The 415-nt window shown below is 75.4% G+C and carries 2 pseudogenes; both read left to right on the top strand.

Features of this window, described 5'->3' with window-relative positions:
* Nucleotides 1–223: pseudogene (locus tag LPA54_RS40300) on the top strand (TSUP family transporter); the annotation flags it as partial.
* A 65-nt stretch (nt 224–288) separates the two neighbouring features.
* Nucleotides 289–415 (top strand): annotated as a pseudogene (locus tag LPA54_RS40295) (transcriptional regulator); the annotation flags it as partial.

Below are 415 nucleotides of genomic sequence, written 5' to 3'. Positions count from 1 at the left end.
CTCCGTGGCGGGCGCGGCCACCTTCGCGCTGCTGTCCCTGGCGGGCACCGGCGACGTGGCCCCGGACTGGTACCTGGGACTGGCCTGCGGGCTGGGCGGGCTGATCGGCGGGTATCTCGGCGCGCGGCTCCAGCCTCGACTGCCCGAGACCGGGCTGAGCCTTCTGCTGGGCTCCCTCGCCACCGCGGTGGGCGTCCTATTCGCCGTGCAGGCGCAGGGCTGACCGCCCGGGTCCGCGGCCCCGACCGCGGGTGGAGGGCGGCGCGGGCCGTGCGGGATAAAGTCGGCATGCGGATCTGCGCCAGGGCGGACTACGCGGTACGCGCCGCGCTGCAACTCGCGTCGGCCGGGTACGGCGGGCCGCTCAAGGCCGAGGCGATCGCCGACGCGCAGGACATCCCGCACAAGTTTCTGG

This window comes from Streptomyces sp. DH12 (assembly GCF_020873895.1).
Classification (GTDB): Bacteria; Actinomycetota; Actinomycetes; order Streptomycetales; family Streptomycetaceae; genus Streptomyces.
This window is presented reverse-complemented; position numbering and strand designations above follow the sequence as displayed.